29 protein-coding genes, 1 pseudogene and 1 riboswitch are annotated in these 25,486 nt (G+C 62.3%); of the genes and pseudogenes, 18 read left to right on the forward strand and 12 right to left on the reverse strand.

The window, feature by feature from the left end; genetic code table 11:
- Positions 1 to 14 precede the first annotated feature (14 nt).
- The 4 genes from ACN0SW_RS11860 (at position 15) to ACN0SW_RS11875 (ending at position 4,920) form a co-directional block, all read left to right on the forward strand.
- On the forward strand, positions 15 to 2,216 hold the full coding sequence (locus ACN0SW_RS11860; protein WP_417728139.1) for a primosomal protein N': 2,202 nt from the start codon (positions 15 to 17) through the stop codon (positions 2,214 to 2,216).
- Positions 2,217 to 2,337: 121 nt separating this feature from the next.
- Positions 2,338 to 3,570 carry an MFS transporter gene (locus tag ACN0SW_RS11865; RefSeq protein ID WP_417728140.1) on the forward strand — a complete coding sequence of 411 codons (1,233 nt, stop codon included), beginning with the start codon at positions 2,338 to 2,340 and terminating at the stop codon, positions 3,568 to 3,570.
- A gap of 25 nt (positions 3,571 to 3,595) precedes the next feature.
- Positions 3,596 to 4,468: a 50S ribosomal protein L11 methyltransferase gene (locus ACN0SW_RS11870; RefSeq protein ID WP_417728141.1), complete on the forward strand. Its 873-nt coding sequence runs from the start codon at positions 3,596 to 3,598 to the stop codon at positions 4,466 to 4,468.
- A 107-nt stretch (positions 4,469 to 4,575) separates the two neighbouring features.
- Positions 4,576 to 4,920 (forward strand): hypothetical protein, encoded by a 345-nt coding sequence (locus tag ACN0SW_RS11875; RefSeq protein ID WP_417728142.1) that lies wholly within the window; start codon positions 4,576 to 4,578, stop codon positions 4,918 to 4,920.
- Positions 4,921 to 5,011: 91 nt separating this feature from the next.
- Here ACN0SW_RS11875 and ACN0SW_RS11880 read toward each other — a convergent pair whose 3' ends face one another.
- A complete protein-coding gene (locus ACN0SW_RS11880) occupies positions 5,012 to 5,209 on the reverse strand; it encodes a DUF1127 domain-containing protein (RefSeq protein ID WP_417728143.1) in 198 nt (65 codons plus the stop codon).
- Positions 5,210 to 5,519: 310 nt separating this feature from the next.
- Between ACN0SW_RS11880 and ruvC the strand changes: the two genes are divergently transcribed.
- The 4 genes from ruvC to ACN0SW_RS11900 all read left to right on the forward strand — a co-directional run bounded on the left by ruvC (position 5,520) and on the right by ACN0SW_RS11900 (position 8,437).
- Complete coding sequence (gene ruvC, locus ACN0SW_RS11885; protein WP_417728144.1) at positions 5,520 to 6,026, forward strand: crossover junction endodeoxyribonuclease RuvC; 507 nt, start codon at positions 5,520 to 5,522, stop codon at positions 6,024 to 6,026.
- Positions 6,023 to 6,682 carry a Holliday junction branch migration protein RuvA gene (ruvA, locus tag ACN0SW_RS11890; RefSeq protein ID WP_417728145.1) on the forward strand — a complete coding sequence of 220 codons (660 nt, stop codon included), beginning with the start codon at positions 6,023 to 6,025 and terminating at the stop codon, positions 6,680 to 6,682. Before ruvC ends, ruvA begins: the two co-directional genes overlap by 4 nt.
- A gap of 3 nt (positions 6,683 to 6,685) precedes the next feature.
- A complete protein-coding gene (gene ruvB / locus ACN0SW_RS11895; RefSeq protein WP_417728146.1) occupies positions 6,686 to 7,714 on the forward strand; it encodes a Holliday junction branch migration DNA helicase RuvB in 1,029 nt (342 codons plus the stop codon).
- A gap of 78 nt (positions 7,715 to 7,792) precedes the next feature.
- Positions 7,793 to 8,437, forward strand: coding sequence for a hypothetical protein (locus ACN0SW_RS11900; RefSeq protein ID WP_417728147.1), 645 nt, complete (start codon positions 7,793 to 7,795; stop codon positions 8,435 to 8,437).
- Positions 8,438 to 8,476: 39 nt separating this feature from the next.
- On the opposite strand, the gene ACN0SW_RS11905 is transcribed toward ACN0SW_RS11900, so the two are convergent.
- The 4 genes from ACN0SW_RS11905 to ACN0SW_RS11920 all read right to left on the reverse strand — a co-directional run bounded on the left by ACN0SW_RS11905 (position 8,477) and on the right by ACN0SW_RS11920 (position 11,375).
- On the reverse strand, positions 8,477 to 9,016 hold the full coding sequence (locus tag ACN0SW_RS11905; protein WP_417728148.1) for an adenine phosphoribosyltransferase: 540 nt from the start codon (positions 9,014 to 9,016) through the stop codon (positions 8,477 to 8,479).
- A 66-nt stretch (positions 9,017 to 9,082) separates the two neighbouring features.
- Positions 9,083 to 9,463, reverse strand: coding sequence for a hypothetical protein (locus ACN0SW_RS11910; protein ID WP_417728149.1), 381 nt, complete (start codon positions 9,461 to 9,463; stop codon positions 9,083 to 9,085).
- 77 nt (positions 9,464 to 9,540) lie between these two features.
- Positions 9,541 to 10,416: an S-methyl-5'-thioadenosine phosphorylase gene (locus ACN0SW_RS11915; RefSeq protein WP_417728150.1), complete on the reverse strand. Its 876-nt coding sequence runs from the start codon at positions 10,414 to 10,416 to the stop codon at positions 9,541 to 9,543.
- Positions 10,417 to 10,556: 140 nt separating this feature from the next.
- Positions 10,557 to 11,375: a cysteine hydrolase gene (locus ACN0SW_RS11920; protein ID WP_417728151.1), complete on the reverse strand. Its 819-nt coding sequence runs from the start codon at positions 11,373 to 11,375 to the stop codon at positions 10,557 to 10,559.
- Between the two features lie 131 nt (positions 11,376 to 11,506).
- Here ACN0SW_RS11920 and ACN0SW_RS11925 point away from each other — a divergent pair, with 131 nt between their 5' ends.
- A complete protein-coding gene (locus ACN0SW_RS11925; RefSeq protein ID WP_417728152.1) occupies positions 11,507 to 12,421 on the forward strand; it encodes an AraC family transcriptional regulator in 915 nt (304 codons plus the stop codon).
- Here ACN0SW_RS11925 and ACN0SW_RS11930 read toward each other — a convergent pair whose 3' ends face one another.
- Positions 12,422 to 13,813 carry a diguanylate cyclase gene (locus ACN0SW_RS11930; RefSeq protein WP_417728153.1) on the reverse strand — a complete coding sequence of 464 codons (1,392 nt, stop codon included), beginning with the start codon at positions 13,811 to 13,813 and terminating at the stop codon, positions 12,422 to 12,424.
- 92 nt (positions 13,814 to 13,905) lie between these two features.
- On the opposite strand from ACN0SW_RS11930, the gene ACN0SW_RS11935 reads away from it, so the two are divergent.
- From ACN0SW_RS11935 to ACN0SW_RS11950, 4 genes are all read left to right on the forward strand, one after another.
- Entirely contained in the window at positions 13,906 to 14,184 is a 279-nt protein-coding gene (locus tag ACN0SW_RS11935; protein ID WP_417728190.1) for a DUF3572 domain-containing protein, read from the forward strand.
- Positions 14,181 to 14,873 (forward strand): HAD family hydrolase, encoded by a 693-nt coding sequence (locus ACN0SW_RS11940; protein ID WP_417728154.1) that lies wholly within the window; start codon positions 14,181 to 14,183, stop codon positions 14,871 to 14,873. Before ACN0SW_RS11935 ends, ACN0SW_RS11940 begins: the two co-directional genes overlap by 4 nt.
- Positions 14,870 to 15,769 (forward strand): DMT family transporter, encoded by a 900-nt coding sequence (locus tag ACN0SW_RS11945; protein WP_417728155.1) that lies wholly within the window; start codon positions 14,870 to 14,872, stop codon positions 15,767 to 15,769. The genes ACN0SW_RS11940 and ACN0SW_RS11945 overlap by 4 nt, the downstream gene beginning before the upstream one ends.
- 99 nt (positions 15,770 to 15,868) lie before the next feature.
- Positions 15,869 to 17,431 carry a trimethylamine methyltransferase family protein gene (locus tag ACN0SW_RS11950; protein ID WP_417728156.1) on the forward strand — a complete coding sequence of 521 codons (1,563 nt, stop codon included), beginning with the start codon at positions 15,869 to 15,871 and terminating at the stop codon, positions 17,429 to 17,431.
- A 119-nt stretch (positions 17,432 to 17,550) separates the two neighbouring features.
- Here ACN0SW_RS11950 and ACN0SW_RS11955 read toward each other — a convergent pair whose 3' ends face one another.
- From ACN0SW_RS11955 to ACN0SW_RS11970, 4 genes are all read right to left on the reverse strand, one after another.
- Positions 17,551 to 18,291, reverse strand: a complete 741-nt coding sequence (locus tag ACN0SW_RS11955) for an NYN domain-containing protein (RefSeq protein WP_417728157.1) — start codon at positions 18,289 to 18,291, stop codon at positions 17,551 to 17,553.
- Positions 18,292 to 18,416: 125 nt separating this feature from the next.
- Positions 18,417 to 19,160, reverse strand: coding sequence for an ABC transporter permease (locus tag ACN0SW_RS11960; RefSeq protein WP_417728158.1), 744 nt, complete (start codon positions 19,158 to 19,160; stop codon positions 18,417 to 18,419).
- The gene (locus tag ACN0SW_RS11965) at positions 19,157 to 19,813 is read right to left on the reverse strand and encodes a TenA family protein (protein ID WP_417728159.1); all 657 of its coding nucleotides are present in this window, start codon (positions 19,811 to 19,813) and stop codon (positions 19,157 to 19,159) included. Before ACN0SW_RS11965 ends, ACN0SW_RS11960 begins: the two co-directional genes overlap by 4 nt.
- Positions 19,814 to 19,825: 12 nt before the next feature.
- Positions 19,826 to 20,551, reverse strand: coding sequence for an ABC transporter ATP-binding protein (locus tag ACN0SW_RS11970; protein ID WP_417728160.1), 726 nt, complete (start codon positions 20,549 to 20,551; stop codon positions 19,826 to 19,828).
- A gap of 51 nt (positions 20,552 to 20,602) precedes the next feature.
- Positions 20,603 to 20,704, reverse strand: a riboswitch (TPP riboswitch).
- 127 nt (positions 20,705 to 20,831) lie between these two features.
- Between ACN0SW_RS11970 and ACN0SW_RS11975 the strand changes: the two genes are divergently transcribed.
- Together ACN0SW_RS11975 and ACN0SW_RS11980 are read left to right on the forward strand one after the other, a co-directional pair.
- Entirely contained in the window at positions 20,832 to 21,434 is a 603-nt protein-coding gene (locus tag ACN0SW_RS11975) for a heme NO-binding domain-containing protein (RefSeq protein WP_417728161.1), read from the forward strand.
- Positions 21,431 to 22,492 (forward strand): diguanylate cyclase domain-containing protein, encoded by a 1,062-nt coding sequence (locus ACN0SW_RS11980; RefSeq protein ID WP_417728162.1) that lies wholly within the window; start codon positions 21,431 to 21,433, stop codon positions 22,490 to 22,492. Before ACN0SW_RS11975 ends, ACN0SW_RS11980 begins: the two co-directional genes overlap by 4 nt.
- 82 nt (positions 22,493 to 22,574) lie before the next feature.
- On the opposite strand, the gene ACN0SW_RS11985 is transcribed toward ACN0SW_RS11980, so the two are convergent.
- Both ACN0SW_RS11985 and ACN0SW_RS11990 read right to left on the reverse strand, forming a co-directional pair.
- Positions 22,575 to 22,997, reverse strand: a complete 423-nt coding sequence (locus ACN0SW_RS11985; RefSeq protein WP_417728163.1) for a c-type cytochrome — start codon at positions 22,995 to 22,997, stop codon at positions 22,575 to 22,577.
- A gap of 206 nt (positions 22,998 to 23,203) precedes the next feature.
- Entirely contained in the window at positions 23,204 to 23,416 is a 213-nt protein-coding gene (locus ACN0SW_RS11990) for a DUF3623 family protein (protein WP_417728191.1), read from the reverse strand.
- Between ACN0SW_RS11990 and ACN0SW_RS11995 the strand changes: the two genes are divergently transcribed.
- The 3 genes and pseudogenes from ACN0SW_RS11995 (at position 23,372) to idi (ending at position 25,477) form a co-directional block, all read left to right on the forward strand.
- Complete coding sequence (locus ACN0SW_RS11995; protein WP_417728164.1) at positions 23,372 to 24,664, forward strand: BCD family MFS transporter; 1,293 nt, start codon at positions 23,372 to 23,374, stop codon at positions 24,662 to 24,664. The genes ACN0SW_RS11990 and ACN0SW_RS11995 overlap by 45 nt on opposite strands.
- Positions 24,665 to 24,692: 28 nt before the next feature.
- Positions 24,693 to 24,965 (forward strand): annotated as a pseudogene (locus ACN0SW_RS12000) (geranylgeranyl diphosphate reductase); the annotation flags it as partial.
- Positions 24,962 to 25,477: an isopentenyl-diphosphate Delta-isomerase gene (gene idi / locus ACN0SW_RS12005; RefSeq protein WP_417728165.1), complete on the forward strand. Its 516-nt coding sequence runs from the start codon at positions 24,962 to 24,964 to the stop codon at positions 25,475 to 25,477. The pseudogene ACN0SW_RS12000 and the gene idi, both read left to right, overlap by 4 nt.
- Positions 25,478 to 25,486 lie beyond the last annotated feature (9 nt).

A 25,486-nucleotide genomic window follows, 5' to 3' on the forward strand; every position in this document is an offset into this window, starting at 1 on the left:
ACAGGAGCTGCCCGTTGACCCAGTCACTGCCCGACTTCTATCACGAGGGCGAGTTGGTGGCAGTGCTGACGGCGCAACCGCTGGATGGGCCGCTGGATTACCTTGCCCCCGAAGGCGGTGTGATGGCGGGCGCCTTTGTTGAGGTGCCGTTGGGGCCGCGCCGGGTGCTTGGTGTGGTCTGGGGGCCGGGGCGGGGCGGTTTTGACCTCAAAAAGGCGCGGACCATTCTGCGGGCATTGGATGTGGCCCCGATGCGGGCTGAAATGCAGGAGTTTTTGCGCCGGGCGGGCGATTATACCCTTACGCCGATGTCTGCGATGCTGCGTTTGGCGACGCGCGCGCCCGGTCTCAGCGATCCGCCCTCGATGCAGAAGATTTATCGCTTGGGCGAAGCAGAGCCAGAGCGTCTGACCGATGCCCGCAGGCGTGTTTTGGAGGTGCTGCGCGCGCATGGAGGCCTTGGATTCACGCTCAAGGAGATAAGTGATCTGGCGGGCGTCACCTCTTCCGTGGTCAAGGGATTGGTGAGCCAGGGCGCGGTGCGCGAAGAAGATACGCCGCGTGACACGCCCTTTGTCAGGCTGGATCCGGACCTGCCCGCCAAAACCTTGACCGACGATCAGGCCGCGGCTGCGGCGCATCTGTGCGCCGGACTGCGAACCGAGGGCTATGGCACGACCCTCCTGCGGGGGGTCACCGGATCGGGCAAAACCGAAGTCTATCTCGAGGCGGTTGCCGAAGCGATGCGCCAGGGAGGGCAGGCGTTGGTGCTCTTGCCCGAAATCGCGCTTACGGCAGAATTCCTGACACGGGTCGAGGCGCGGTTCGGGGCAAAACCGGCCGAATGGCATTCTGGCGTCACCATGACCGAACGGCGGCGGGTCTGGAAAATGGTCGGGCAGGGCGGTGCGCAGATGGTTGTTGGCGCGCGCTCTGCACTCTTTCTGCCTTTCCAGAACCTCCGACTGATCGTGGTCGATGAGGAACACGACAGTTCCTACAAACAAGAAGACGGCGTGCTCTATCATGCGCGGGATATGGCGGTGCTGCGCGCCAGCCTGTGCGGGGCGCGGGTGGTGCTGGCCTCGGCCACGCCCAGCCTTGAAAGTTGGGCCAATGCGCAGGCTGGCAAATACGAGCGGCTTGATCTGGATGCGCGGTTTGGCGCGGCGGTGATGCCGGAACTGGTAGCGATTGATATGCGGGCCGAAAGCCTGCCCTCGAACCGCTGGATTTCACCCAGTTTGCAGGCGGCGGTCACTGCGCGGGTGGCAGCGGGCGAACAGGCGCTTTTGTTTCTCAACCGGCGCGGTTATGCGCCGACCACGATCTGCCGGGCCTGCGGACATCAGATCGGCTGTGACCACTGTGATGCACGTATGGTCGAACACCGGTTTCAAAAGCGGCTGGTGTGCCACCAATGCGGTGAGAGTGCGGCCATGCCCGAGGCCTGTCCCTCTTGCGGCGTGGCGGGCAAGCTGGCTGCGGTGGGGCCGGGGGTGGAACGGCTGGCCGAAGAAGCCGCAGCACTCTTTCCGCAAGCGCGCATTGCGGTGCTGTCTTCGGATTTGTTTGGCTCGGCGCGGGCCTTGAAAGAGCAGATTGTCGAGATTGCCCAAGGCGGGGCCGATATTATCATCGGCACGCAGCTTGTGGCCAAGGGACATAATTTTCCGATGCTGACGCTGGTGGGGGTGATTGACGCCGATCTTGGCTTGCAAGGATCTGACCTGCGCGCCGCCGAGCGGACGTTTCAGCTCATGCGGCAAGTGGCCGGGCGCGCGGGGCGGGCCGAGAGGGCGGGGCGCGCGCTCTTGCAGACGTTTCAGCCCGAGCATCCGGTCATTCGGGCCATTCTGGCCGGGGACGAAGAAGGTTTCTGGCAGGCCGAGGCGGAAGGGCGACGGCAGGCGGGCGTGCCGCCCTATGGACGGATGGCGGGGATCATCCTCAGCTCGCCTGATATGCAGGCGGTGTTCGATCTGGGCGAGGCGCTGGCACGGCGCGATGGGCCCATTCGGGCTGTGGGCGCGCAGGTGTTTGGGCCCGCGCCCGCGTCGATTGCCCGCATCCGGGGGCGCCACCGGGTGCGTTTGCTGGTCAAGGCCCCCAAGGGGGCCGCGTTACAGGTCGCAGGGGCGACATGGATCGGGCAAGTGCGGTTGCCTGCGCAAATGCGGCTGACGGTCGATATCGACCCACAGAGTTTCTATTGAAAGCCTTGGCGGTTGGTGGCCGCTTTCTTGAAAAGAAAGCGGTCCGAAATCTTTTCAAGATTTCGGTGGACCAATTGTGCACCCTCTCGCCAAGCCTGCCACTTGGGCGTAAAGGGAAAATATGAAACCACAATTCCCCTTGGGCAAGGCGCAAGACCTGCCATTTTGGCGCAGGCCTGTAACGCTGCTCTTTATTATGGCTGCCGCGATGCCGGTGGCCTTTGCCACATGGTCGGCGCTGCTCAACAACTTTGTCATCGAGGTGGCGGGATTTGACGGTTCAGACATTGGCTGGCTGCATACGGTGCGCGAAATCCCCGGCTTTCTCGCCATTGGCGTGATCGCGCTGATTATGTTGATGCACGAGCAAGTGTTGGCTCTGGTCTCCTTACTGCTGTTGGGTGTGGCCACCGCGATCACGGCGCATTTCCCGAGCCTTGGCGGTATTCTCACCATCACAATGCTCAGCTCCATCGGGTTTCACTATTTCGAGACCGTGAACCAATCGCTGCAATTGCAATGGCTGGACAAACTGCGCGCACCGCAAATGCTGGGCTGGCTCATGGCGGGCGGGTCGGCGGCGACGCTGGTGGCCTATGTGCTCATTGTGCTGACATGGCAGGCCTTCGATCTGAGCTATAATTTCGTCTATCTCGTTGCGGGTGGTTTTACGGCGGTGGTGGCGATCTTTTGCCTTATCGCCTATCCTCGCTTTGAGGCCCCTAATCCGCAGCTCAAGAAGATGGTGCTACGGCGGCGCTACTGGCTTTATTACGCGCTGCAATTCATGGCGGGCGCGCGGCGGCAGATCTTTATCGTCTTCGCGGGCTTCATGATGGTCGAGAAATTTGGCTTTGAAGTGCATGAGGTGACGGCACTGTTTCTCATCAACCTCGTGGTCAACATGATCTTTGCCCCACTGATGGGCAAGGCCGTGTTTCACTTTGGCGAACGGCGCACGCTGCTCTTTGAATATGCCGGACTGGCGGTGGTTTTTCTGGCCTATGGCGGGATTTATTTCTTTGGCTGGGGCGTGGTTCTGGCCGCGACACTCTATGTGTTTGACCACATACTGTTTTCGTTGGCTCTCGCCCTCAAGACCTATTTCCAGAAAATCGCCGACCCCGGCGACATCGCTCCCACCGCAGCGGTGGCCTTTACCATCAACCACATCGCGGCGGTGTTTCTGCCTGCGGCGCTGGGCTATCTATGGCTGGTCTCGCCGACTGCGGTGTTCGTGGGGGCGGCCGGGATGGCGGGTGTCTCATTCTGTCTCGCGCTGTTGATCCCGCGCCACCCGGAACCGGGAAATGAGACAATTCTCGCACGATTTGTGGCGACCCCCGCCGAGTGACGCCACCCACCTGAGAGGAAGTTTGATGCCGACCTATACTGCCCTGACCACACTGCCCGAGAAATCCAATGCCGAGGCGCTGGCCGAAGCGCTGGAGAACCTCGAGCCGGAACCGACGGGGGTCGGCTCGTTTGAGATGGAGGACGGCTCCGGTCTCTGGGAGATTGGCGCCTATTTCGAGGAGGCCCCGAATGAGGTCGCCTTGGCGCTCTTGGCCAAGATGCACGGGGCCAAGCCCTTTGTAATTTCAGAACTGCCCGAGGTGGACTGGGTCGCCAAGGTGCGCCGTGACCTGACGCCGGTGGTCGCGGGGCGGTTTTTTGTCTACGGCAGCCATGATGCCGACAAGGTACCGCAGGATTGCGAGCCATTGTTGATCGAGGCTGCGATGGCCTTTGGCACCGGACATCACGGAACCACTCAGGGTTGTCTGAAGGCGTTGGACCGTCTGGCGACCCAAGGGTTCGTCGGGCGCTCAGTCCTTGATCTGGGCTGTGGCACGGCCGTTTTGGCAATGGCGGCGGCGCGGATTTGGCCTGGCGTCATGCTGGCCAGCGATATTGACGAGGTCGCGGTCGAAGTGGCACGCGCCAATGTTACGGCCAACGGGTTGGAGGGGCGGGTTGTCTGTGTCGAGGCCGAAGGGTTAGACCATCCGCGTCTGAGCGAGTCCGCTCCTTATGATCTTATCTTTGCCAATATTCTGAAAGGTCCGCTGGTGATGCTGGCTCCGGGGATTACGGCGGCTCTGGCAGATGGGGGCAAAGTGATTCTTTCGGGCATTTTGAATGAGCAGGCAGATGAGGTGCGCGACGTTTATTGCGCCATTGGAAACAGTCTTGAGCATCGCGAAGAGATTGGTGACTGGACCACCCTTACCCTATCCAAACATCCGTAAAATGCGTCAGAAGTGAGGCTGTTCCGAGAATTTGCCTTGGATTTGCCACAATGAAATCCTATGATTTCCTTATCTCGGTGGGGGCCGTGACAACGGGATGTTTGGTTATGGCTGACGCATTTCATGAATTCGATTCACGTCTTAAAAACATTGTACGCAAGCGCAGCAAATTAGCGCAGGGTTATGTAAGCAACGTCGGCAAGGATGGGCTGATCATCTATCGGCCCAAGCGACGCCGCGCAGGGTTTCCTCTGCGTGGGGTTTTCTACATGATTCTTGGCTTTATGTTCTTCAAGGCGGTGATCATCGCACAACTTGGCTTGCCGCTCTATAGCGACCGATTGGCGCTACTCTCTAAGGCGAGTATTGTTGAGCAAGCTGGGGCGCTGGTGATGCAGCCCGATCCTCTGAGCGTGGAAATGTCGGCGTATCTGCGTCCAATCCTGCACTGAGCCGATCGAGCACAGCAAAGCCTGCTCCGAGCATAAAAAACCCGCGCGGGTCGCACCGTCGCGGGCTTTTGCGTGTGCTCTGGCAGAGCTATCAGATCTGGCGCGCAACCAGATCAATGTCGCCACGGCTGAGGCCGATATCGTCCAGTTCGCGATCTGACAGACGCGACAGGGCGGCGCGGGTGGCGCGACGCTCGTTCCATGCGGCGAGAACCGAGAACGTGCGAGCGAAGAAAGCGCCGAAACCGGCGTGAGAGCTATGGGAGCGGGTGCTGTCGAGAGCGGCCATGATTTTATTCCTGCAAATTGGGGGGACAGAGCATGTCTGTTTCTGAGGGGCAGGTAATCCGCCAGTTTCATTCTCGCAAGGCGAGTTTATTGCATAGTTCTTATGCGTTTTATGCATGGGTATAACACGGGCTAATCCTATTGAATTTAAACGATTTTAAATTTCATGAACGCATTGGCACGGTGATGATGGCGACTATTTTGCAACGCAATGACGCAAAATCAGGCGATTTGCGAACGCGCATTCCGCTTGGTGCTTGTTCTCGTTTCGTGCTAATGCTGGAAAAAAGGCGCAAGGGCAGGGCAGACATATGCGGGTATTGGGCATTGATCCGGGATTGCGCAATCTCGGGTGGGGCGTGATCGAGGTTGAGGGCAGCAGGCTTACTCATGTGGCCAATGGTATATGCCATTCGACGGGCCCGGATCTTGCGGCACGGCTCCTGTCGCTCTACGAACAATTAACCGATATTTTGCATAGGTTTGACCCGCAGGCGGCGGCGGTCGAGCAGACCTTTGTCAACAAGGACGGGGCGGGTACGCTCAAACTGGGACAGGCGCGGGGTATCGCCCTGCTGGTGCCCGCGCAATACGGGCTGACGGTTGGGGAATATTCGCCCAACACGGTCAAGAAAACGGTGGTTGGTGTGGGCCATGCCGCCAAGGAACAGGTGGCGCATATGGTCAAGGTGCAACTGCCCGGCGTGGCGCTGGCGGGGCCAGACGCGGCGGATGCGCTGGCGATAGCGATCTGTCACGCCCATCACGCACGCTCAAGCGATATGCTGGCGCGTGCGGTGGCGAGGGCCAGCGCATGATCGGGCGGATCGCGGGGCGGATCGACTATCGCGGCAACGACCATGTGCTGATTGATGTGCGCGGTGTCGGCTATCTGGTGTATTGCTCTGAGCGCACCTTGTCGGCATTGCCCGGGGTGGGCGGTATGACTGCCCTTTATACGGATTTGCTGGTGCGCGAAGATCTCTTGCAGCTTTTCGGCTTTCCTACGCTCGTGGAAAAGGAATGGCACCGCTTGCTGATGAGCGTTCAGGGGGTCGGGGCCAAGGCCTCGCTTGCGATTCTGGGGGCCTTGGGACCCGAAGGCGTGGGGCGCGCGATTGCGATTGGGGATTGGAATTCCGTGACTGCTGCCAAGGGGATCGGGGCCAAGACCGCGCAGCGCGTGGTCAATGAGTTAAAGGACAAGGCACCGGTAGTCATGGCGATGGGCGCAGCCCCGCCCCCCGCGCCGGACGCGGGCGAGGTGATCGAGTCCGCGCCGCTGGCCGTGGCCCCTGTCGCCGCACCGCGCGACCCCGGCGCACAGGCCGAGGCGCTGTCGGCGCTGACCAATCTGGGCTATTCCCCCGGCGAGGCCGCGGGCGCGGTGGCGCAGGTGGCGGGTGAGATGCCCGAGGCCGCCACCGCCGATCTGATCCGCGCCGCCCTGCGGCGGCTGGCGCCGAAAGGGTAAACCATGGCTGAACCAGACCCGACATTGCGCGGCGCGGCGCTGCCCGAGGATCAGGACCGCAGTCTGAGACCGCAGGCCCTGTCGGAGTTCATCGGACAACGCGAGGCGCGGGCCAATCTGGCGGTGTTCATCCAATCGGCGCGGCAGCGCGGCGATGCGATGGATCACACGCTGTTTCACGGCCCCCCCGGTCTGGGCAAGACCACGCTGGCGCAGATCATGGCGCGCGAACTGGGTGTTGGGTTTCGTATGACCTCCGGCCCGGTGCTGGCCAAGGCGGGCGATCTCGCTGCGATCCTCACCAATCTGGAGCGCAACGATGTGCTTTTCATCGACGAAATCCACCGGCTCAACCCGGCGGTGGAAGAGGTGCTCTATCCTGCGATGGAGGATTTCGAGCTGGATCTGGTGATCGGCGAGGGGCCAGCTGCGCGCACCGTGCGGATTGAGCTGCAGCCCTTTACGCTGGTGGGAGCGACGACGCGGCTGGGCCTCTTGACCACGCCGCTGCGCGACCGCTTTGGCATCCCCACGCGGTTGCAGTTTTACGAGATCGACGAGTTGCACGAGATCGTGACGCGCAATGCAAAACTCCTCAATATTCCCACCGACACCGAGGGCGCGCGCGAGATCGCGCGGCGCGCGCGCGGCACGCCGCGTATCGCCGGACGGCTTTTGCGCCGGGTCGTGGATTTTGCGGTCGTTGAGGGCGGCGGCGTGATCAGTCGCGCGCTGGCGGATAGCTCGCTCACCCGTCTTGGCGTGGATCATCTGGGCCTTGATGGGGCCGACCGGCGCTATCTGCGGCTGATCGCCGAGGCCTATCAGGGCGGACCCGTGGGGATCGAGACCATTAGCGCGGCGCTGAGTGAGAGCCGAGATGCGCTGGAAGAGGTGATCGAGCCGTTTCTCCTGCAACAGGGCCTCATTCAGCGCACGCCGCGCGGCCGCATGTTGGCGCAGGGCGGCTGGGCGCATCTGGGGCTGGCGGCACCGGGCGGCAAGGTGCAGAGCGATCTTTTTGAGGAGTGAGGCGCGGGTGGCGATGTCGGAGTTGAGTATTTTCAGAACGATGAAGCGCAAGGCGGGGCTGGCCTGTCGGGGGGTGGCATGGCCGACCTTCTGACCCCTGACGCAATCGCGGCGCTGTTTACCCGCGCGGACGGGGAATTCCTTTTTGCCCGCTGGGGGCGGCCCATTGTGCCGGTGGTGTTCGGCACGGATGACGCGACGCTCAGCGTGGTCAAGGGCGCGGTCGAGGCGGTGGTGGCGCTGGCGGGGCATCAGATGGCCGAGACCGATCCGGAACTGGGCGCGAACCTGATGCTCTTTTTCTTTCGCGAGTGGCGCGAACTGCCCGAGGTGCCGGGGTTGGATCGTCTGATCCCCGATCTGAAATCCTTGGTGACGCGATTGCAGGCGGCTGACGCCAATCAATACCGGATTTTCAGGTTTGACGAACGCGGCGCGATCCGGGCCTGTTTTGTGTTCCTGCGCATGGATGACGCTCTGAGCGCCGTGCCGGCCGAGACACTGGCGTTGAGCCAGATCGTCCAGAGCATGCTCTTGTGGTCGGACCGGGCGTTTCAAGAGCGCTCGGTGCTGGCCGCGCTGCCGGGGGGCGCTGTGGTCTTGCGACCCGAGATTGGGGCGCTGATCCGGGCTGGCTATGATCCGATTTTACCTGCTGTCAGCCAAGACCCCAGCCATGCCTTGCGATTGGCGGCGCGGCTCGGGCAGGCTGGACCACATTAGACGCGGGTTGGACAAGCTCGGTAAGAGCGTGTCCTGGCCTCATTGCCCTTCAAAAGCGCAGAGAATGTGCACATCCATGCCCATATCCGTCAGGCGCTTGTGTCCGCCCAGCTCCGGCAAATCGACCACAAAGGCACAGCCCACGATCACACCGCCCAGCCGTTCGATCAGGCGGATACCCGCCGCCGCCGTGCCGCCCGTAGCCAAGAGGTCATCGACCACCAGCACCCGTTCGCCGGGCTGAATGGCGTCGTCGTGGATCTCTACCACCGCCTCGCCATATTCGAGCTGATATTCTTCGGAAATGACCGCTCCGGGCAACTTGCCCTTTTTGCGGATCGGCACAAATCCTACCGAAAGCTGATGGGCGATGGCGCCGCCGAGGATGAAACCGCGCGCCTCCAGCCCCGCCACCTTGTCGATGGGCTGGCCTGCGTAGGGATGCAGCATCTGGTCGATGGCCATGCGAAAGCCGCGCGGATCGGCAAAGAGCGTGGTCACGTCGCGAAACAGAATCCCTTCATGCGGAAAGTCGACAATGGTGCGGATATAGTCCTGAACGGTTTTGATCGGCGGCATGGCGTGGCTCCGGCTGGCTGAGGCAGGGTTGTGGCGCAGGTGACGTGCGGGCGCAAGCGCAAGTGCTCAATGTGTGGTGCGATATTCGGCGATAACCTCGGTCAATGTGGCGATGGCCCAAAGAGTGAGGCCAAAGACCACGATGCACAGAAGGAAATTGAGGGCTGATTGGATCAGGCGGCGCAGACGTCCCTCGGGATTGCCCAGAAACGGGATCTCGGGCCGCAGCAGAAATCGCGAAGCGATATAGCCAAACAGCAGCCCCGAGAGACCCCAATAGGTAAGGGTCAGGATCGGGCTGTCATGGGTGCGCGCAAGATAGCTGGCAAAGCCCACAACCAAGACCCACCGGATGACCTGAAATATCTCATCGGTGAGCGCCTCAAAGCGGCGCCCCATGGCGTAGCGCCATGTCTGATTGGTGAGGGTGTCGATAAGCTGGGACATACCCCTGTTGTGGGCATTGTGCGTGCCTGCGTCCATATGTGTGACAGGTCACGCGCAAAGAGTTGAGGCGCGCGCGATCAGCCGAGTACGCGCCCCGCCACCGCGTCAAGCCGCGCCATCAGATCCGGATCACGTTTCTCTGGCGCGGTCAACAGCGCAAAATCGAGCGCGCGGTCACAGCCATGCAGGCAAGGCGCGCGCTCGGCCCCAAGAAGGCTGGGCAACCGGCGCACAAGGGTGCGTCCCTTGTCGGCATTGCCGGTCAGGGTGGCGATGATGGCGGTGATATCGACCGCGCCATGCTCCGGGTGCCAGCTGTCGTAGTCGGTTATCATCGCCACGCAGGCGTAACAAAGCTCTGCCTCGCGCGCCAGCTTGGCCTCGGGCATGCCTGTCATGCCGATCACGTCGCAGCCAAATACTTCGCGGTACATTTTCGATTCTGCCATGGTAGAAAACTGTGGCCCTTCCATCGCAAGATAGGTGCCGCCGCGATGCACCGTGATGCCGGCGTCGCGCGCCGCCGCGTCGCACGCGTCCGAAAGCCGCGGGCAGGTTGGGTGCGCCACGCTGACATGCGCCACACATCCGGGGCCGAAAAAGCTTTTCTCGCGCGCGAATGTGCGGTCGATATATTGATCGACGAGGACGAAATCGCCGGGGGCCAGTTCCTCTCGGAACGAACCACAGGCAGAAACCGAGATCACATCTGTCACGCCAAGCCTTTTGAGCGCGTCGATATTGGCACGGTAAGGGACCGAAGAGGGCGTATGCACATGGCCGCGCCCGTGACGCGGCAGAAAGGCCATCGGAATACCGTCGAGCGTGCCGGTCAGTATAGCGTCAGAGGGGCCCCCCCAAGGCGTATCCACCACTCGCCATTCGGCGTTTTCCAGCCCGTCAATCTCATAGAGCCCCGAGCCGCCGATCACGCCGATCATTGTTTGTGTCATCTGCCGCTGTCCTGTCCAATGCTCTTGTCCCGCCATGGTTACGACGGTTTGCCGCAAATGAAAATGCCCGCGCGATCCGTGAGTGGCGCGCGGGCGGACCTGCCTGTCACCCCCGACAGGCAGGCGCTGTGGCAGGGGCTTTAGCCCAGCATCGCCACGACCTCTTCGGTGGTCCAGACGGCGTTGGCCATGTAGCGGAAGTTGATCAGGGCGGCGAGATAGCCGTCGCCCTCTGGCAGCATGGCGGCGGCGGTGGCGTCCTTGATCACCGCGACCTCAAAGCCCTGTTCCAGCAATTCGCGCATATGGCTTTCGGTGCAGAGGTTGGCGGACATGCCTGCGAGGATTACCTGATCCACGCCGCGCTTGCGCAGTTGCAGGGCCAGGTCGTTATGCTCCGGCCCGTAGAGTTTGTGCGGCGAGGTGACGATGGTTTTGCCGTCGTTGATATAGGGTTTGTAGATTTCGAGGAAATCGGCACCGGAGCCTTCGAACCCTTCGAGCGACAGCGGATCCTTGCGGTCGAACATGCCGATTTTGTGCATCAGCTTTTCCAGCGCACCTTCGAATTTCCAGCCGTGATCGCTGGGATAGTAGTAATGCGGCGACACGGCGACGGTGATGCCTGCGGCCTTGGCCGCCTTGAACAGGCTCTCGATATTGCCAACGGTGTTGTTCCGCTCAACGCTTGCACCGACCACGCCCCAGGTCACGCCCTCTGGGCTGAGAAAGTCGTTTTGCGGGTCGGTGACCACGAGGGCGACACGGGACAGGTCGATTTTCATGTCACTGGGTGGCAGCGCCGGTTCTGCGGGCTCCGCATAGGGATTGTCCTGTGCCTGTGCGCGGGTCGCGGCAAGCCCTGTGGCCGCCGCTGCAAGGGCTGCGGTGCCGGTCAGGGCCTGGCGGCGGGTAAATTTCGCGTCGTGATCGTGGTTATGGTCATGGCAGTTGCACATGGTCTGTCTCTCCTGAGTGATGCGTCGAGTGGATAGACTGTGACAGGGCCAATGTGCCTTTTTGTCCCAAATACGGGGCGTCAATGAATATTTAAGTGCGAATTTTGCCAGGACGTGGCACTGTTGGGGTCATGCAGATCACCGAAACCCACGACCGGATCCTGAGCGAGCTGGATATCCAGCCAGAGCCCTTTGCGCTCTGCGCGCTTGAGGGCATGTGTAGCCTTGGGCTGGGCCGCGTGCCGGGCGCAACCCTGCACTATGTTCTGAACGGCGAAGGGCATCTGAGCCTCCAAAATCATGACCCCATCGCCCTTGCGCCGGGGCGGCTCGTGTTGGTGCCGTCTTGTGCGCGACATTCGCTGAGCCATCGTGGCGGGGGCGCAACGGGATTGCCGGATTGCCGGCCAGCCGGGCTTGATCTTGAGGAACATGTGGCGCGCGGCGAAGGCGAGGGCACGATGGTTGTGCTTTGTGCGCGGCTGCGACTGGGGTTGCGCGGCACACATGGGCTGATTGATCTGATGCGCGCCCCTCTGACCCTTGATCTTGCGGCGTCACCCGGCGCGGCGCGCGCGATGGAAACGCTGCTTGGCGAAGTTACCCACCAGCGCTTGGGGGGGCGGGCAATGGTGCGCGTGCTGCTCTTGCAATGCGTGATCGAGATGCTGCGCGGACGGCTTGAGGCGGGTGATCCCGCAGTTCTCTGGTTGGGCGCTCTGGCGGATCCGGGATTGTGGCGGGCACTTTGTGCGATGTTGGATGATCCCGGCGCGCCGCACGCGCTTGAGACCCTCGCCGAAACGGCTGGCATGAGCCGCTCGCGCTTTGCCGAGCGGTTTCAGGCGGCCTATGGGCAAGGGCCGATGGGGTTTCTGCGCGCACTGCGTTTGGCGCGTGCCGCACAGGTGCTGGTGGATCAAAGGGTGCCGGTCAAACGGGTGGCGCAGATGGTCGGTTTTTCCAGCCGGAGCGCCTTTACCCGTGCCTTTGTCGAGGCGTGGGGGCAATCGCCGCGCGCTTTTCGTCTGGGAAACAACAAATGATCAGGCTGCGGAGCGGGCGCAGAATGTGACCATGTTTCGGCCTTGCGCCTTGGCCAGATAGAGCGCGCGGTCTGCCTCCTCCAACAATTCCCCGACGCCGGGCACGGGCAGGCTGGGGGTGGGAATGGCCATTGTGACACCAATCGAAACGGTGACATGCAGCGGTGTTTTATGCCCAGAGAGCGTGATAGGCGTCTTTGCGATCATGGCGCAGAGCCGGTCGGCGGTGCGCTGGGCGCGCAGGCGGCTGGTGGCGGGTGCCACGATCAGAAACTCCTCGCCACCGATGCGGGCAAGCATATCGCTCTCGCGCAGATGCGTCCTGAGGTGGCGCGTCACCTCACAGAGCACGCGGTCGCCTGCTGCATGCCCGTAGCGGTCATTGACCTGTTTGAAAAAATCGAGATCTGCCACCATGACGGCGAAGCTTTCGCCATTGCTCTGGCTGTGCTCGATCAGACGTTGCAGGAATGGCAGGGCAAAGCGGCGATTGTGTACTCCGGTCAGCGGGTCAATCATGGCCGCGTTCAGACCGTCACGGAGCGCCGCCCGATGCCGTTCACTGCGCCGCTTACGCCGCAGTTGCGCCGCCAGCCGCAGGCTCAGCTCTGTATAATCTGACAGCCCCATGATCACATCATCTGCGCCCATGTCCAATAACGTGACCCCAAGTGGTGAGGAATCGGCATTGATAAGCGCGATAACCGGGCTTGAGCGGGTGCGCTGTGCGGCTTTCAGTTCCGCCAAAAGGCGCAAACCCTGTTCCGCCTCGATCGTGGCAATGCGCAGCAAATAGACATCGGCGGGCGGCCGCGTATCAGAGAGGGAAAGCGCGTGATCCATGTCCATCATGCTGGTGCGGTGAGGCGAGCCCCGCGTGAGCCAGTTTTGCAGGGCATGGGCCTCGGTATGGGACTGGGCAATGATGCCGATGCGACCCGGCAACTCAAATCCGCATGGCGCCTCGGCAAAACCCACGGCGGGTGCGATGCCAATCTGGTCGGTGAGTTCCTGTTCGCTGTGGCGTTGCCGCAAGAGGTTGCGCAACCGCGCAAGCAGCAACGCCTCTGGCACCGGCTTGCTCAGGATATCATCCGCCCCGGCGCAGAGCGCGGCGCGGCGTTCGCTTGGGCACGGGGAAGGCTGGAGAAGCATCACGGGAATATCCTGCGTTACCTTGGAGCGGCGCAATTCGCTGACGAATTCCGCTGCGGTGACACAGGCAAGCTGGGCATTGGCAAGAATGAGATCGGGGCGACTACGGGCGGCAAGTGTCATGGCGTCTTTGGCCGAGGCCGCCTGAATCACCTGATAATGCGCAGCGCAAAGTTTGACCTTCAACACAATCCTGTTGGTCGCAAGATTGTCGACGATCAGAATTTTACCTGACATGGACGCGACGCCTTTGCTCTTGCCCTTTACGATTGGTTCACTATCCATGGCAGAGGTTAAGAAAACCTTTCCAGAAATTGACCGGGATGACGATGCAGCAGGAAACCGCCGAAACAATTGCCTTGCAGGCGCTGGGCTGGCTGGCAGCACAGGACGATCTTTTGCCGGTGTTTCTGGGGGCGACGGGCGCCTCAGAGCAGGATGCGCGCGAACGCGCGACAGAGCCGGAATTCCTGGGCGCGGTGCTGGATTTCCTGATGATGGATGATGCCTGGGTTGTCGGGTTCTGCGACGTTCAGGGACTGAAATACGAGACGCCGATGATGGCGCGCGCGGCACTGCCGGGCGGTGCGCAGATGAGCTGGACATGAGTCGCGCCGACGGGGTTCTCTTTGACAAGGACGGCACGCTTTTTGACTTTCACGCCACATGGAGCGTCTGGGCGCATGCGACCATTGTCGATCTGTCCGAAGGCGATTCCATCATCATGGAGCGGATGGCCCATGAGGTGCATTACGACCTGGCGGCGCGGCGGTTTCACCCCACAAGCCCGATCATTGCGGGCACCAACCGCGAGGCGGCCGAATGTCTGGGCCGTGCCTTGCCGGGGCGTACGGTGGACGAGATCGAGGATCATCTGAGACTCAGCGCCGTCACCGCGCCATTGGCCCCCGCCGTGCCGCTGGCCCCCTATCTCAAGGGGCTGGCGGGGCGCGGTCTGCGGCTGGGCGTGATGACCAATGATACCGAATACGGCGCGCGCGCGCATCTGGATAAGGCGGGCGTGCTGGCACATTTCGATTTTATCGCGGGATACGATTCAGGCTATGGGGCCAAGCCTGCGCCGGGGCCACTGCTGGCCTTTGCAAACGCCATGACGCTGGAGCCGGGCCGCGTGGTCATGGTGGGCGACAGCACGCATGATCTGATGGCTGGGCGCGCAGCCGGGATGCAATGCATCGGTGTTCTCACCGGCACGGCCACGCGCGCGGATCTCGAAGCGTTGGCCGATGTGGTGCTGCCTGATATCGGCCATATCCCGGATTGGCTCGACGCATGACCCGGCACCCCCTGTTCGGACTGGCGCTGGCGACGTTCGGCGCGCTGATGCTGACGCCTGATGCGCTCCTTATGCGCTGGTCGGGCATGGTCGGGTATCAGATGGTCGGCTGGCGCGGTCTCTTGATGGGGGGCATGTTTCTGGTGTTCTGGGGGCTTACCAGCAAACATCGGATGCGGGACTTGGGCATTCTGGGCAGTGGTTATGGCCTCGGAATCGTGATCTGCCAATATGTAAACGCGACGCTGTTCAGCTTGGGAATCGCCAATGCGCCAGTGGCCGTCGTGCTGTTTGCCGTGGCGACCGTGCCGGTCTTCGCCGCGATCTTTGCGCGGTTGATCATAGGAGAGCCGACGCGTGCTGCCACATGGGTCACAATCGCGGTGGTGATGAGTGGTATCGCACTGGCGGTGTTTGGCGGTGGCCATGGCGATGTCACACTGGACCGCGCGGCGCTTTGGGGGGCCTTGGCTGGGCTGGGCGTGGCGATGGTGCTGGCGCTCAACTTTGTAATCCTTCGGGCGCAACCACATGTGCCGATCCTGCTGGCGATGGGGTTGGGCGCGGTGCTGGCCGGTGCGACGGGGGTAATGGTGACCGGGCCCGCAGCGATGATGCAGGGCGAGATATGGGCGATTGCAATCTGCGGTCTGGCCATCCTGCCCGTGTCCTTCTTTTCACTCTCGCTTGCGTCACGCTATACCCATGCCTCGAATGTCAGCCTTTTGTTGCTACTTGAAACGGTGCTTGGGCCGCTTTGGGTCTGGTTCGGAACCGGAGAGGCACCAACCGGGATGATGCTCATGGGGGGCGCCATCGTCGTGGCCAGTCTGGCGGTTTACCTCTGGCTGACCGGCAAACGCGCGGCCCGACATGCGCTAAGCCCGGTATCGTGAACCCCGGAAAACAAAAACGACAGTATGCGTCGCTAAGCGGCATGTGAGCCGCCCGCCCACGGTGTTTCGTGATTTCAAACGAGCACGGGAGAGCGCGATATGGCCGAAGATCTCAAACGCAGGACACGCAGCGGTGGACGCGCAGGTGGTGTCGCCCGGCGCGGCAGCGCGGTGATCGAACAGATGCCGTGGAACCCGCCCATCAACCTAGACCGCCCGACCGAGCCGCTGACCGAGGCGGGCGTGCTGGCCATCCACGATGGTGCGATGCGTATTCTCGAAGAGATCGGGATCGAATTCCTCAACCCCGAAGCCGTCGAGATCCTGCGCGCTTCGGGTGGCTGTGAAATCAATGGCGAGAACGTTCGTATGGGCCGCGATTTCGTCATGGAGATGATTGCCAAGGCCCCCGATAGCTGGACCATCACACCGCGCAACCCGGAGCGCAGGATCACCATCGGCGGCAATCATCTCAATTTCGGCAATGTGTCCTCGCCGCCGAGTTACTGGGACATGAAGATCGGGCGCAAGGTCGCGGGCACCCGCGAAATGTGCCAGAACCTGTTGAAGTTGACACAATATTTCAACTGCATCCATTTCGCGGGCGGATATCCTGTGGAACCACAGGATATTCACGCCAGCGTCCGGCACCTCGATGTGCTCTATGACAAGCTGACGCTGACCGACAAGGCGATGCATGCCTATAGCTTGGGCGCTGAGCGGGTCGATGATGTGATGGAAATGGTGCGCATCGCGGGCGGCCTCAGCCACGAGGAATTCGAGGCGAGCCCGCGCATGTATACCAACATCAACTCGACCTCGCCCTTGAAACATGATTTCCCGATGCTGGATGGCTGGATGCGTCTGGCGCGGCGCGGTCAGGGTCTGGTGGTGACGCCGTTCACCCTGGCGGGCGCGATGGCCCCGGTGACGATGGCGGGGGCGGTGGCGCAATCCATTGCCGAGGCACTCTGCGCCGTGGTTCTGGCACAGATCATCCGCCCCGGTGCGCCCTGTGCGATTGGCACGTTTACCTCGAATGTTGATATGAAATCCGGCGCGCCGGCGTTTGGGACACCTGAATACATGCGCGCCACCCAGATGACCGGGCAACTCGCGCGCTTCTACAGGCTGCCGATGCGGGCAAGCGGCGTCTGCGCCGCCAACGTCCCCGACGGACAGGCGATGTGGGAGACCTCAAACAGCCTCTGGTCTGCGGTGCAAGCCGGGGCCAATATGGTCTATCACGCGGCGGGTTGGCTGGAAGGCGGGCTGATCGCCAGCCCTGAGAAATTCGTGATGGATTGCGAAATGTTGCAACAGATTCAGCGATATATGGACCCGATGCTGACCGCCACCGGACCCGACGACATCGCCATCGAGGCGATCCGCGAGGTGGGCGACAAGGGGCATTTCTTTGGCATCCAGCACACGCAGGACCGCTATACCACTGCCTTTTATCAACCCTTCCTCAGCGATTGGCGCAATTACGAGGCCTGGGAAGCGGCGGGCGCTGTCTGGACACCGGCGCGCGCGCATCAGGTATTTCAAGACATCATCGCGGATTTCGAGGCCCCGCCGATGGAGGACGCGATGCGCGAGGAGCTGGCGGATTTCGTCGCAAGGCGCAAATCCGAAGGCGGCGCGCCCACGGATTTCTGAAGGCGGTTCTGGGCGACTGTTGCTAGCATTTGTCCCAATCCCCGTTGCGCGGCCACTTGATCGAGCCAAGTGGCCGCTAGGCCCAAAGCAGCAACTTCTTGGAAAGCCGCCTTAGCGTCTCAGTTGGTCGCGACCTTGAAAGCGTCGGGTATGTAGCGGACCTTGGCGTTCGGCCCCTTCGGATCAAGAGTGTTGAGCGCAGGACGTTTTGCAAGGTAGCCACGCCAGTTCTTGTCGGGACTCGTACTGATCTTCACGCCGTGGTCCTTGAACATGCGCGCCGATAGCTGCGTCACTTCCAGCCCGGTTGCATCTTTGCAATTTGACCGGATCACGTTCCTGATTTTTTGATCGAGGTCCGATATGATAGCGCCATCTATGGGCTTTGCCTCTTCGCTCTTGGGTTGCGACACTTGGGCAGAATATGGCGGACGGGATGCAATCACGTGGAATTCCGAACAGGCCGCCCGAAACCTCTCGAGCGTCTTGGCCTCTCCCGCTCCGATCACCCTCAGACCGTAACCGCGCAGGCGGGTCGCGAGATGGGTGAAATCCTGATCCGAACTGACCAGCATAATTCCCTCGCATTGATCCGACAGTGCGCGCTCCATCGCGTCGATGCAGATCATCATATCGGTGGCGTTCTTGCCGCCGCCGGAATGGATGAAGTGGAAACCAGGCAACTTGTCCCAATCGGGGAGCAGGCAGACATTGCCATAGGCGCGCAGCAGATCCGGGACGCCGTGGCGGCGGGCCAGATCGAGGATGGTCCGGGCGTGCGTCACAGGGATATTGTCGGCATCGACAAAGACCGAGAGGCGCATCGGTGCCGTAAGGGGGGGCGGGGGCAATGTGCTCATGCCCGCAGCCTAGGATGTGAAACCGGATTGATTTGGGGCAGCAAGCGATCTTTTCTATGACCTACACGTCAAGCGTGTGGATGCTTGGTCTCCGGCAAGCCTGAGAATTTCGACCAAGAAGACGTTCACCCCGCCGACCTGCCGTCCAGCCAGCGCCGACAGCCCCGGTCCACCCCGGCGTGCAGCAGTAGCGTCAGCACCGCCAGCACGATCAGGGCGGCGAACATCAGATCAATCTTGGCGCGGCCATTGGCCAGCAGCATGAGATAGCCCAGCCCTTTGGACGCCCCCACCCATTCGCCGATGATCGCCCCGATGGGCGCATAGACTGCCGCGAGGCGCAGACCCGAGGCAAAACCCGGCAGCGCGGCAGGCACGCGGATATGCCACATCAACCGCGCCCGGTTCGCGCCCATGATGCGCCCAAGGTCGAGCCAGTGTGGCGGCGTGCGCATCAACGCGTCGAAAAACGCCGAAGTCACCGGGAAATAGATGATCAAGAGCGCCATCGCGACCTTGGACCAGAGGCCATAGCCCAGCCAGAGTGTGAGAATGGGCGCGAGGGCAAAGACCGGGATCGCTTGGGAAAACACCATCATCGGGCGGATCAGACGGCGCGCCAAATGCGAGGATGCAAGGCCAATCGCCGAGAGCCCGCCGAGTATGGCCCCCAAGGCCAACCCAAGCAGCACCTCTGCGGCGGTGATGGCCGCATGATGAGCAATCAGCGCCCGGCTGGCCCAAAGGGTTTCAGCCACCCGCAACGGACCCGGCAGAATAAAGGGCGGCAGGCTGGCCAGCGTCACCAGCGCCTGCCAGAGCACCAGCGCCAGAACCGTGGATGTGGCGATGGTGATAAGGCGACTCATGGCATGGGGTATCCCGCGATGGCCGCGTCAAAAAACGCGCGTTCCAGCCGCACGGCGGTGACAAAGGCGGTCTGCGCGGCCTGCCGGTCTTCGGGTGAGAGGCCGGGCCAGACCTGATCAAGCTGGCCGCGCAGGTAGGCCACCACGCCCTCGAACCCCGAGCCGCTGTGCAGAGTGATCCATTCCCCGAACCAGAACGGCAGGGTTGCCGCCTTGTCCGCATGCGGGCTGGCCCAATCCAGATAGGTCCATTCCGCCACGCTAAGGACCGCGATCATCTGCGCATAACCACCTGATTTTGCCGCCGTGCGCATCAGCGCCTTAAATTCGGTTGTGACCGGATGGGGCGCGGCGGGCGGCTCAGTCGTGCCGCCAAGCGCCGCAATCGCGCGCAGGAAATAGGTGTTTTCAGGTCCGGAAATCAGCCCCAGAAACTGTGCCGCCGGGATAGCGTCGGGCAGGCTGGGCGCATGGGCGATGGCCGAGGCCAAAAGCCGCACGAAATCCTCGATAAAGAGGTAATCCTGTTGCAGATAGGCCAGCATGCGATCTGCGGCCAGCGTGCCTGCCGCAAGCTGATCGGTAAAGACATGCCGGGTGGCGGCCTGCCAGTCCTCGGCCACGAGCGATTTGAGGTGATCGGTGGGGCGCATGGGGGGCTCCTGTCAGGCGGGCGCGCGCAGGCGGGTCAAGAGGCGCCCTTGGGTGGCAAGCGTATCGGGATCGTCCACGGCGCGCGGCACCGACCCCGATGGTGGGATTACATTTTCGATGCCGGTCTCCGTCAGGATGTGAATGGCATGGCCCATGCGCGCAGCCTCGGCCGGGTCATGCGTGACCATAAGCACGGTGCGCCCGGCCAGATGCGTGGCGCTGAGATCCTGCATTTGCGCACGGGTGCGCGCATCCAGCGCCGAAAACGGCTCATCCAATAGAACAATGGGGCGGTCCTCCATCAGCGTGCGCGCCAGCGCCACGCGCTGTTTTTGCCCGCCGGAGAGAGCATCAGGTCGCTTGCTGGCGTGATCCGCAAGACCCACCCGCGCCAGCATGTCCCGCGCGCGGACCTTGTCACGCGGCATTCCGCGCAACCGCGCGCCCAGCGTGACGTTGCCCAGCACATCAAGCCAAGGCATCAGCATGTCGCCTTGCGCCATCAGGGCCATGCGTCCGGGCAGGGGCAGGCCGTCAGAGGCAGTGATTGTTCCGGTAAAGCGGGTAACATCGTCAACACCAGCAATCAGGCGCAAGAGTGTGGTCTTGCCCACTCCGGATGGCCCGAGCAGGCATGTAATGCACCCGGCCTGAAGGGTTAGCCGAAGCGGCCCAAACACGGGTAGCCCGTCAATCCGGGCGCTGCCATCGAGGGTCAGACTTGGCGGGGCGGTCATGCGCGGTCTCTTCAAACATGGGCCGCGGCCAAACGGGGAGGGAGGGCGCTAGGGTGCGCGGTCTCCGTTCCCTCCGCCGGTGCAAGCCGGATCAGGTTCGATGGGTTGGCATCTCGCCTCTCAGCCCAAAATCGGGCACCCCAACGGATGCCCAAGAAGTAGCAATGCGTTCACCGGATGGCAAGGGGCCGCCGATCCTTGGAAAATCCACCGTATTTTACCTGTTAAGGGACCGTTAAGCCCCGGCTGTCAGTGTGGCGCGGTCTGAGGGGTGAGTGTCATGCACGGGCTGGTTAACCGCGCCATTGAGAGATTTGTCAGGGATGCCTATGGGCGCGACGTGTGGATCGACACGGTGCAGCGGCTGGATCTCGGCTTTACCGAGTTCGAATCGATGATGACCTATGAGCCGCATGTGACCGAACAGGTGCTGAGCGCAGTGGGGGCGCGGTTGGCGCGCGGGCGCGACGATCTGCTTGAGGATATTGGTACCTATCTTGTTTCCAACCCGGCGACCGAGGCTCTGCGCCGATTGCTGCGCTTCAGTGGCGTGGATTATGTGGATTTCCTGCATTCGCTCGACGATCTGCCAGAACGCGCCCGCCTCGCGGTGGCTGATCTGGAGCTCCCCGCGCTGGAGGTGCAGGATCAGGGGGGCGGGGTCTACCGCCTGCAGGTCGATCTGCCACAGGGGCAGGGCTTACGTCTTGGGCCAGTGGTGGTGGGGCTATTGCGGGCGATGGCGGACGATTATGGCGCGCTCGCCGTGGTCGAGCATCAGGGCAGTGAGGGCACCCATGAAATTATCGAGGTTCGGCTTTTGGATGCGGGCTTTGCCCATGGGCGCGCCTTTGTTTTGGGCGCTGGAGAAAACTCGCAATGACCGATGGCGATGGGGGGCTGTTCCAAATTCTCAATGGGCTCTGCCCGATGCATGTGATGCTGGATGCCGCCGGGCATCTGGTGTGGGCCGGGCAGACCTTCTCCAAACTCTTTGACGGCAAACCCCTGCAGGGCACGCGGTTTCTGGACCTGATCGAGCTGCGCCGCCCGCATGAGGTTCGGGATATGGAGGGGCTGCGCGCCTGTCATGGCACGCGGCTGCGCCTCCGCCTGCGCGCAGAACCGCGCACCACGCTCAGGGGGGTGCTATTGGCGCTGCCTCAGGGCGGGGCGGTTGTGAACCTCTCTTTTGGAATTTCTGTGGTCGAGGCGGTGCGCGAATTCGGCCTCACCGGTGCGGATTTCGCCGCAACCGATCTGACCACAGAGATGCTCTACCTGATCGAGGCGAAATCCGCCGCGATGGAGGCGTCGCGCAAGCTGAACCTGCGCTTGCAGGGCGCGCGCGTCGCTGCCGAAGAGCAGGCCTTTACCGACACATTGACCGGCCTCAGAAACCGGCGCGCGCTTGACCATGTGCTCGACCGTCTGATGCAGAGCGAGCAGGATTTCGCGCTGTTGCATCTCGATCTGGATTTCTTCAAGCAAGTGAATGACACGCTGGGCCATGCCGCTGGCGATCATGTTCTGCAAGAGGTGGCGCAGCGGCTGTTGGCTGAGGTGCGGTCCGACGATCTGATCGCGCGCGTCGGGGGGGATGAATTCGTCATTCTTCTGGTGGGCATGACAGATCGTGCGCCGGTCGGGGATTTGGCCAGCCGCATGATTGCCCGACTGGAAGAGCCGGTTCCCTACAGCGCGCAGACCTGTCAAATCTCTGCCAGCATCGGGATCACGTTGAGTTGCGGCTATGACATGCCGGATCCATTGCGCATGGTGGCCGATGCGGATCTGGCGCTCTATGCCGCCAAGGCGCGCGGGCGCGGTTGCGTGATGTTCCATACGGCACAATTGCACAGCCACCCCCCTGCAGGGCTTCGCCTGAGTGTGGCAGAGCCCGGTGCCAGCCCATCGTTGACGCCACAGGCACGGTTATGACGACCGCCGAGATCCAACGCCTCATGCCCCTCAGGGCTTCTGCGCCACCTAACCGCGTGCGCACCGCAATTGTCCCCCCGCATCAGGGGCGCGTCACGCTCTCAAGATAGGCCCAGACATCGTACGCCTTTTGCACATCACGCAATTGATAGGCCATCTTGCCGCGTGCGTCCGGATCATCGAGGTAGTTGCGCAGATAGGTGGTGGCATCGCGCACATAGACCACGAAATCCTCCTCGTTCCAGCGCAAACCGGATTTGCCCGCCGCCACCATCGAGGTCGAATAATTAAACCCCGGCACGCTGCCCGCATGCCGCCCGATCACGCCATAGAGATTGGGGCCGGTTCGCCCCCCGCGCACCACCGGCGTCTCGGTCTCATCAATGATCGAATGACAGGCGCGACAATCCTTGAACAGCGCCTTGCCCCGTGCCACATCCCCGGCCAGTGCAGGCCCGGCGAGGCCTGCAAGACCGAGCATAAAAATCGCGTATAGGTTGCGCATATTGACACCTCCTCGCGTCACTTGTCCCCTTAGTAGGTGGGTGGCGCAGAAGCTGAGTCAATCACGGCAAGGTGCGGATCACGCGGATGTCACCCCGCGTGCGCAGCCTGTCACCGACCGGGTTCAGGCCCCCGCAAAGCGGAGCGCCGGGCCGTGAGCAAAAAACCTAACCACCGACGTCACGCGGAAATGGCTTGCCCAATGGCCTAATGGCCCAACGGCGCAGGCAGGAATTCGCTAGAGAGGCCGGACAAGGCGAAACAGAGGTTCAACTTGGCGCTGATACGGGCGAAATAGAGGATGTTAAACGTCCGGAGGCCCGTGATAGTGATGGCGTCTGCGGTCTTTGCCGCTCGTATGATCAGAGGCGCACGATGACGCTCAGTTGGGTTCAGATTGTCCGCATTGGGCTGGTGCAGATGTGTCTGGGTGCGGTTGTGGTGCTGACCACCTCGACGCTCAACCGCCTGATGGTGGTGGAATTGGCCCTGCCAGCGGTGCTGCCCGGCCTCTTGGTGGCGCTGCATTACGGGATTCAGATCACCCGGCCCAATTGGGGATACCTGTCTGACACCAGCGGCCACCGCACTCGCTGGATCATCGGCGGCATGGCGATGTTGGCCTCGGGTGGCTATCTTGCCGCCCTTGGCGTTGTGCTGATGGAAACGCAATTCGGGCTGGGCCTCGCGCTCTCGATCTTTGCCTATGCGCTGATCGGGGCGGGGGTGGGGGCCTCTGGCACATCGCTCCTTGCGCTTTTGGCGACCGCCACCGCGCCGCGCCAGAGAGCGGCGGCCGCCACGATCACCTGGCTCATGATGATTGGCGGGATTGCTGTCACCGCCAGCATCGTGGGGGCTTTCCTCGACCCCTACAGCCCGGCGCTGCTGCTGCGGATGGTAGGCATCGTGACGCTGGGTGCGCTTCTTCTGACCGCGCTCGCAATCCACGGCATCGAGACCCGCGTCGGTGCCGAGCCTGCCCGCGCCGAGGCCCCCATGCGCTTTCGCGAAGGGCTGGCCGAGATCTGGGACGAGCGTGAAGCGCGGCATTTCACGATCTTCGTCTTTCTGTCGATGACCGCCTATTTCATACAGGAACTCATCCTAGAGCCCTATGCCGGTCTGGTGTTCCACTTCACCCCCGGTCAATCCACGCGCCTCAGCGGCGCGCAGAATGGTGGGGTTTTCCTTGGCATGCTGACCGTTGGTCTCGCAGCCACCGGGCTGCGCCTAGGCTCGATCCGCCATTGGGTCGTGGCGGGCTGTCTGGGATCGGCATCGGCGCTTGCGGGGATTGCGCTGCTTGGGGCCACGGGCGCGGCGGCGGCCTTCGTCCCGATCGTCATCGCGCTCGGGTTCTTCAACGGCATGTTCGCGGTGGGTGCCATTGGCGCGATGATGGCACTGGCGGGGCAGGGGCGCGCGACGCGCGAAGGCACGCGCATGGGCCTCTGGGGCGCGGCGCAGGCGATCGCCGCAGGGGGTGGAGGGCTCTTGGGGGCGACTGCGGTCGATATGATGCGTTCATTGTCGCAGACGGATGCCACAGCATTCGGCACGGTCTTTGTTTTTGAGGCTGGTCTATTCGTGCTCTCGGCGCTGATGGCGCTCAGGGTGATCAATCATGGTCGCGATCGGGGCGCGCTCTTGGTCCGGGGGGAATGACCCCGTTTGATGGCGTCGATATCAAGCCCGTCCGCGCGCCCTCAAATTGGCTCGTTACCTCTTCATATGAGAGCATAAAACTGTGTTCCGGGTGCTGGCCTCGATGCGGAATGCCGAGTATAAGTCCGACACGCAGCGCGAGAGGTTGATCTCGTTCTGCCATGATGTCGACGTGCGACGGCTGACCTTCGAGGCCTAAATGAACAAGAAACTGCTGCGGACGTGCCCCATGGTGCATCTCAAGACCGGATTGAAGAACCCCGCGCATGTGACGCGGCCGGTGTCGGTCACACGCATATGACGACGCTCATCCCCACATGGATCGACGGCGATCTGGTCGCGGTGGACAAGCTGGAGGCGCATCAGCGCGGCCTGCGGCACAAGGCGGTGTCTGTGTTTGTCATGGCGGGTGAAGACCTGTTGATCCAGCGTCGCGCGCTCGGCAAATACCACACGCCGGGTCTCTGGGCCAACACCTGCTGCACCCATCCTCATTGGGGCGAAGACCCGCTCGCCTGCGCGCACCGCAGACTGTCCGAGGAATTGGGCATCACCGGTCTCACGCTCACGCACCGCGATCAGGTCGAATACCGCGCCGATGTCGGCGGCGGGATGATCGAGCACGAGGTGGTGGATATGTTCATGTGCCGCTTGCCCGTCCGCTGCCCCCTTGCTCCCAATCCCGAAGAGGTGATGGAGACCCGCTGGATTTCGCTCAACGCGCTGAACGTGGCGATCCGCATGCACCCTGCGCGCTATACGCCATGGCTGCGGATTTATATGGCCGAGCATGCGGCGCAGATCTTTGCCTGAGCGCTGAGC

Origin of the sequence: Roseovarius sp. (assembly GCF_048262375.1) — a bacterium.
GTDB lineage: Bacteria > Pseudomonadota > Alphaproteobacteria > Rhodobacterales > Rhodobacteraceae > Roseovarius.